General features: G+C 45.0%; 7 protein-coding genes. 4 read left to right on the top strand and 3 right to left on the bottom strand.

Annotation, left to right across the window (positions count from 1 at the left end):
* Positions 1-628: 628 nt before the first annotated feature.
* Positions 629-1012: a hypothetical protein gene (locus WBM30_RS02100; protein ID WP_424899145.1), complete on the bottom strand. Its 384-nt coding sequence runs from the start codon at positions 1010-1012 to the stop codon at positions 629-631.
* Between the two features lie 172 nt (positions 1013-1184).
* Positions 1185-1808, bottom strand: coding sequence for a redoxin domain-containing protein (locus tag WBM30_RS02095; protein WP_424899144.1), 624 nt, complete (start codon positions 1806-1808; stop codon positions 1185-1187).
* Between the two features lie 209 nt (positions 1809-2017).
* On the opposite strand from WBM30_RS02095, the gene WBM30_RS02090 reads away from it, so the two are divergent.
* Positions 2018-3154: a hypothetical protein gene (locus tag WBM30_RS02090; RefSeq protein WP_424899143.1), complete on the top strand. Its 1137-nt coding sequence runs from the start codon at positions 2018-2020 to the stop codon at positions 3152-3154.
* Positions 3155-3167: 13 nt separating this feature from the next.
* Entirely contained in the window at positions 3168-3845 is a 678-nt protein-coding gene (locus WBM30_RS02085; protein ID WP_086627915.1) for a PspA/IM30 family protein, read from the top strand.
* A 158-nt stretch (positions 3846-4003) separates the two neighbouring features.
* On the opposite strand, the gene WBM30_RS02080 is transcribed toward WBM30_RS02085, so the two are convergent.
* Complete coding sequence (locus WBM30_RS02080) at positions 4004-4555, bottom strand: tyrosine-type recombinase/integrase (protein WP_424899142.1); 552 nt, start codon at positions 4553-4555, stop codon at positions 4004-4006.
* Between the two features lie 366 nt (positions 4556-4921).
* On the opposite strand from WBM30_RS02080, the gene WBM30_RS02075 reads away from it, so the two are divergent.
* Both WBM30_RS02075 and WBM30_RS02070 read left to right on the top strand, forming a co-directional pair.
* Complete coding sequence (locus WBM30_RS02075) at positions 4922-5890, top strand: DUF1002 domain-containing protein (RefSeq protein ID WP_424899141.1); 969 nt, start codon at positions 4922-4924, stop codon at positions 5888-5890.
* A gap of 190 nt (positions 5891-6080) precedes the next feature.
* On the top strand, positions 6081-6797 hold the full coding sequence (locus tag WBM30_RS02070) for a M50 family metallopeptidase (RefSeq protein WP_424899140.1): 717 nt from the start codon (positions 6081-6083) through the stop codon (positions 6795-6797).
* Positions 6798-6808: the final 11 nt, after the last annotated feature.

Raw genomic sequence — 6808 nt, 5'->3', positions numbered from 1 at the left:
GCGATTAATCTAAAAGAATCGCAATTTTGCTATTTTCATATAGTGCAAACAAGCTTCATCGGATTATTAATCATCTGTATGACTTTTACACTTAACTTCGTATAATATATATTATGTAAACTAGAATATGAAATTTTTCCGGATACGATCCAATGCGGCTATAATCCCCCGTTTTTCAGGTTTTTGTAGGTCCAAAATCGCCTCAGGTTATCTATTGATAATTATTAGCAACAAAGGCATTATTTTTCATATTCATCCGTTGGATTCGTTGCTTCAGGGTTAATCAAGTCATAAATGCCGGCAATCCAACAAAACAATTAGTCGGACGGTCAGCCATTACAAGCATTTATGGATTAGATTGACATGGATGGACATAATCAGGTCTCAGGTCGTTGCAGATAATTATTGTTGAAGGGCCAGCTGATTTAGGTTATTGAACCATGATTGAAGGAATCTTAAGGTACAGGAAGGTTTGCATTGGTATTTGGGTCATTTGACGCGACTAACGAAATTTTTCATATAAATAGGCCTAGTATAGTTCTGAAATAAAAATAGGCTTATCCGATCTGAATGAGCTGGATAAAATCCCGCCCGAATCACAGATAAGCCTGAACAAACATTATAGTTGTCAGTCGAAATACGCAAAAAGCTTTTCTTTGACTTCCTCAAGAAATTCCAAATCTGATGCGGTAGGATTTTCGATTTCCAACAATGTGAGATAATCATCAGTATCCACGCTGTTGACGACCAGTTCGGCTAAAGAGCCATGGGGAAATTTATTCATACGGATGTCGAGCTCAGACTCCAGATAAGCACGATTACAACCTGAATAGGACTGAACCTTTCTGATCAAATCATCATAATTTACGTTTTTTCTTTGCTCGGTTACGATTTCTTCCATGAAGGTGAGGATATCTTTTTCCGTTTGACTCTTGTATTCCGGAGTCACCCTTTCTTTCAGAACCAGCAAAAACTGCTCCAATTTCAATCTGTTGACTGTTACGTTTTTCATAGTACCATTCACTCCTCGCTCTAGACAGGCTACCAGTGTCGTTTACACCTATATATTACCACCATGGGAGCTGATTGGACGAATGTTAGCGTTTGGAGGAAAGACAACAAAAAAGCGGATGCGCCCTTTCCTTCTCTAGGGAAATGGTCGCATTCGCTTCTATTTTTTATTTTCAGCTTCTTACAGGCACAGCCTGCAGCATTTGGTACAATTCTGATGGAGATGGCACGTCGCTTATGTTTTCGGAGTAATGGCTCAAAACAACTTGCCCTCTTCTATCGACGACGATTGTCGCTTGCAGTTGCAGTTCATTCCCCTCAAAACGTTGACATTCGATCCCATAGTATTCAAATTCCAGCAGTTTTTCTTCGGAAACGCCGTAAACAAGATTGCGCATCGAATCCGATGAAGGGATATCAAAGTGTTCATACAAGGATTGTTCAGGGTCCGCTATGACGGTATATGGGATTTTCATTTTTGCTGTTCTTTCGGAAACAGCGGCTTCTTCCCCTTGTATAACCATCATGATTTCGATCCCCTGATCTTTGAGGAATTGATAGGCATCCCGGTATTTCAGCATATCCAGTTGACTCATGCCGCAGCCCAGATGTCTCAGGAAAATCACCGCAGTGAAATCTCGTTTCAGCTGAGATTGGAAACTTTCACAACTCCCATTCTTCGTCAAAAATAAAAAATCGTCTATTTCTGTTCCTTCGGTCAACTTCACTTGGCCCACCCCTTTCGCATTTTCCCCGCAACAGTTTGTTTCTGCTGCAGTTTGCCGTTCAATTAACACAATTTGTTGACTCTATGTAAGAATATCTTACCGTTTCTTTCTGATTTTGTCGATGATATTGTTACATTATTCGTTAGAATATCTGACATGCGATTTTCTGATGGCTGCTAATGTTGTCATATTTATCCAATGGCTTTAAATTGACAGCGCTTACGCACTGTGATAGATTGACTTTGATGAGGCGAATAAGTACTCAAGGAGGTGTATGTATGGCAAGAGGAGGCGGTGGCGGATCACGGGGAGGTGGTGGTTCTTTCGGCGGAAGCCGTGGTGGCGGAGGCCGCAGCAGCGGTGGTCGCGGCAGTTCTTTTGGAGGCGGATCCTTCGGCGGCAGCAAAAGCGGTCGTGGTGGAGGTGGCGGATCTTTTGGGGGCGGCGGGTTTAATATCCCCCGTTCTTCCGGTTCAAGCGGTCCGATTTTCCGGAGTGGCCCCATTATCAGAGGCCCATCTTCCGGCGGTCCCAATTATTCTGGTGGTAGCCCTAGAGGTGCTCCGGGATGCGGTTTAGGCTGCGGTACGATCGCATTAGTTGTGATCATTCTGGCTATTGTTTTCGGTTTGATTTTCTCCTTCAATACGGGATCTTCACTTTCCGGCTCGGGCGGGAACAACGAAATCACCCTTTCTACAGTGGAACGGGAGCCCCTTCCGGATGGTTCGGTCACGGAAACTGATTATTACACAGACACGATTGGTTGGGTCGGAAACCGTTCTGAATTGATCTCGGGATTGAAGCATTTCTACGAGAAAACCGGCGTGCAACCCTATCTATACTTGACGGATGACATCGACGGTTCGACGAATCCCTCGATGGAGGATTTGGAAAGCTTCGCGAACGAAAAATATGATGAACTATTTGCGGACGAGGCCCATCTGCTGTTGGTATTCTTCGAATATCAGCCCAGCATGTACATGGATTATTATGTAGTCGGTACCCAGGCTGCCACTGTAATCGATACAGAGGCCGGCGATGTCCTGCTTGATTACATCGATTCCTATTACTATGATGACAACAGAACGGACGAAGAATTCTTCAGCGATGCTTTCCGGGATTCCGCAGATCGCATCATGGAAGTGACGCGTTCCCCGTGGATCGCTGTTCTGATCGTTTTCGGTGTCATCATTCTGCTTGCCCTTCTGTTCTTATGGTGGCGGCATGCAAAAAAACAAAAGAACCTGGAAGCGCAACAAACCGAAGACATTCTGAAGACGCCGCTGGATACATTCGGCAACACCGAGGCGGAAGAATTGACGAAAAAATATGATGCCGATGTCCCGCAACAAGCCGATACCAGCCCTACCCCACAGGCAGCAGACGAAACCAAGGAAAACACGAACCCATAAGGAGGAAACAAAAATGGCAATACTTGAAAGATTCTCGGATATCATCAGTGCAAACATCAATGCTTTGATCGACAAAATGGAAAATCCGGCCAAAATGATCGACCAATACCTGCGCGACATGATGGAAGATTTGGCCGAGGTCAAAAGAAGCACAGCCGGCGTCATGGCTGAAGAGACCCGGACCAAGCGTTTAGTCGATGAAAACCAGGCGGAAGTCATCAAATACACCGATTATGCCAAAAAAGCCTTGGAAGCCGGCAACGAGAACGACGCCCGCATCTTCCTGACCAAAAAGCAGGAATTGGAAAATGTCGGTGCTGGATTGGCGACATCATACGCCTCGGCGCATGAGAATGCCGTCAAGATGCGCCAGATGCATGATAAACTGGCAACCGACATCGAAACGCTCAAATCCCGCCGCGAAATGATCAAATCCAAGATGGCGGTCGCCAAAACCCAAGAAACACTCAACAAAGCCACAGATTCCATCGCCAGCACGAAAGGTGCCATGAGCTCCTTCGAACGCATGGAAGAAAAAGCCGACAAAATGTTGGATGAAGCGAATGCGATGTCCGAGTTGAACATGACACCGATCGATGAAGCGAAAGCGCTGGAAGAAAAATATGCCAGCCAAGGATCGGCATCTGTCGAAGATGAGCTTGAAAAAATGAAAAAAGATATGGGACTGTAATCCCATATCAAATTTATAAAAAGTGCACCCTGCTGTTTTGGATGGCAAGGTGCACTTTTTTGCTGATTTTGCGGAAACGCATTTTGAGTCGATTTCAAATGGGATTACGCATCCACCATCACGAAACGCTCTCAAAACGCGTTATTTTTTTATTAGTGTTAAAATCCGAAATCGACGCGTTTGTATACGTTGTTGATGTTCTCCTGGGTGATGTCGATATAACGGAGCGTGACCGCTTGTGAAGAGTGCTGAAAGATTGTTTGGAGCAAGGAAATATCGACGCCCTGCTTATAGGAATGATAGCCGAAGCTCTTCCGCAGCGAATGGGCGCTCAAGGTGATGCCGATCATATCCCCGGCATGTGCAATGATGCGGTGCGCCTGCGTGCGCTTGATATGGCTGCTTTTGTCAGCGTTGGAATAGAACAAATAATCAGTCGCAGCCAACCCTTCCCTTTCCACATAATCCGAAATGGATTGCTTCAAGCGGTCATGGATGGCCAGTTCTTTCTTCTTGCTTGTTTTCATCTCGACGATCTGATACGACTCTTTCCCCAGCACTTGCCCTACCTTCACGTTCAGGATGTCGCTGATGCGCAGACCTGTCCGGATAGCATACTCCAGCAACAGGCGATTTTTCGAATATGGCGGATAAACGTCCATCAATGTTTGAATTTGGCTGATGTCTTTGATTGCATGGGTGGTATTCACTGAAATGTCCTCTTGTTTCCTCTATTTTATGCCCTCCGATATCCGGGGTTTTTCGGTTGATTTCGATAAAAAAAGCATACCATTTTGGCGTTGATAAATCAACGTTTTATAAGGAACACAATTATACATGTGTTCCCTCATTTAGCGTTCAAACCCATCATTAAGACGGCTGCAGAAACGACTTTTCAGACGATTTCGGGCATGATTGCGGCCAACTGTGCGCGAAACGGCACGGCAGGCTCTTTTTGGGGAAAACTTTGACTTTGCGTCGCGGAACCTTCATACTTATTTAAAGAAATCATAATACATTTCGTAGGCTATCTTTGATACAATTTTAGTAAGCTACGAAAGAAAGAAGGTTAAACTATGAAACTGAAAAAATTTATGACAACAGGACTGGCTTCGTTGACCTTATTGGGAATCACCGCTCCGGCAGCGTTCGCCGATAAAGTCGCAATCGAACCGATCTTCACTTACGGCGAAAGTCTGAATGCCGCCCAACTGGAAGAAACCAGAGAAACGTTGGGGGTGGCCGAGGGGACGAAGGAGTTGGTCGTGGCAGTCAGTGAACTGAACGGCTTGCTGCAGGATGATTACCCTTATAATCAAGTCTATTCCAGCACGTACATCACGCCTGCCGACAGCGATGGTGCTGTTTCGGTGGAGATACTGACTCCTGAAACCATTACTGCGATCACAGAGGCGCAATATAAGAATGCAGCCATTACAGCTGGTGCAGTGGATGTGGACATCAAAGTAGCATCCGCCGTCACGGTTGACGGATCCGGCGCATTGGCCGGTGTTTACAAAGCTTTTGCTGATTCAGGGAATACACTGGACGCAGCCGCTGTTGAAGTCGCCCAGGAAGAACTGGCTGTCACTTCTGCGGTAACTGAGGAAAACCAAGCCAACAGCGGCTATTCGGATGAATTGATGAACGCTGCGATCGTGGAAATGAAACAGGACATCCAAGAAGCCAAGGATGCTAACAACGGTAACATCAGCGCTGACGAAATCCGCCAAATAGTTGAGGATGTGTTGAAGAACTACAATCTTGACAGCATCCTGTCGGCAGACAATATTACGAATATCAAGAACCTGATGATTAATTTCGGCGACATCAATCTGACAATTGAACAAAAAGAACAGATTGCCGCTTTCGGTGAAGAACTACAGGCAACCGGCGGAAAATTATTCGAACAAGCAAAAACGGCCTGGAGCAATGTCGATCAGGAACAACTGAAGGAAGACAGCATGGGCATCTGGGAATCCATCGTCCAATTCTTCACCAACCTTTTCGGCGGGAATGACAGCACAACAACTGAAACCGAATAATTGAAGCATTTCCAACTGCATAAAAAAGAAGCCTCCCTTTCTGTATACGTTGAAAGGAAGGCTTCTTGCTATTTAGGGATTCAATTGGTATTAATCATGATACTTCCCTATCATCTTCATAAAAAAATAAAATTTGCATGTTATCCTCTTGAATGAGTACTGACGCATGTATTGAAAGGAGGATACTCGCATGATGGACCTTCCCGTATTGATTGCTCTCTTTTTTACGGTAGCCTATTTTACCTTTTCCAGCCGCGGCATGCTTGCGTATACGTTCGGCATTTATCTGGATCTTCCCAACGTCATCATCCATGAATGTGGTCATGCTCTGACTGCTCGCTTGTGGGGCGGAAGCATCCAGTCTATAAAATTCAATGTCCTTCCCTCGATAGTCAAAAGCGGTGGCATCCTCGGTTTGGCCGAAATCGGAAACCGCAGCGGACTGGGGATGTTTTTTAGCCTCCTGGGTGGTTACGTGTCGCAGGCATTGTTCTTTGTTGTAATGTCCTATCTCTATTTACAGGGACTGTTGCTGTGGATCATTCCACTTTTCTTGGGCATCTATTTGCTCACAAATTTGTTGGCAAAGGAAAAGAGCTTTTGGCAGAACCTGATTATCCTCATTATTATTAGCAGTTCTATTCTGGTTTACCGGAATAACTACGGCTTTCTAATGAAGATTTATCAATCAGTGGATGTCATCACAATCGGTTTTATCATCTGGTATATGCTTGGATTGGCGCATCAGTTCTTCATTGTTTTGCTTTTGAAAAATGAAAGCCATTGGGACGGAACAGCCTTGGCAATAAAAACATATATCCCTGCCACCATCTGGAAAGGTGGCTTTCTCCTTGCCATGGGTGGAGCCTATTTCGCACCCTTTTGGATGCAGCTTTTATTGGTTTGAAATCCTAGAGT

The sequence above is a fragment of the Trichococcus sp. genome (assembly GCF_049684335.1).
GTDB lineage: Bacteria > Bacillota > Bacilli > Lactobacillales > Aerococcaceae > Trichococcus.
Note: the sequence above shows the minus strand (reverse complement) of the source record. Positions and strands in the feature narration are given on the sequence as shown.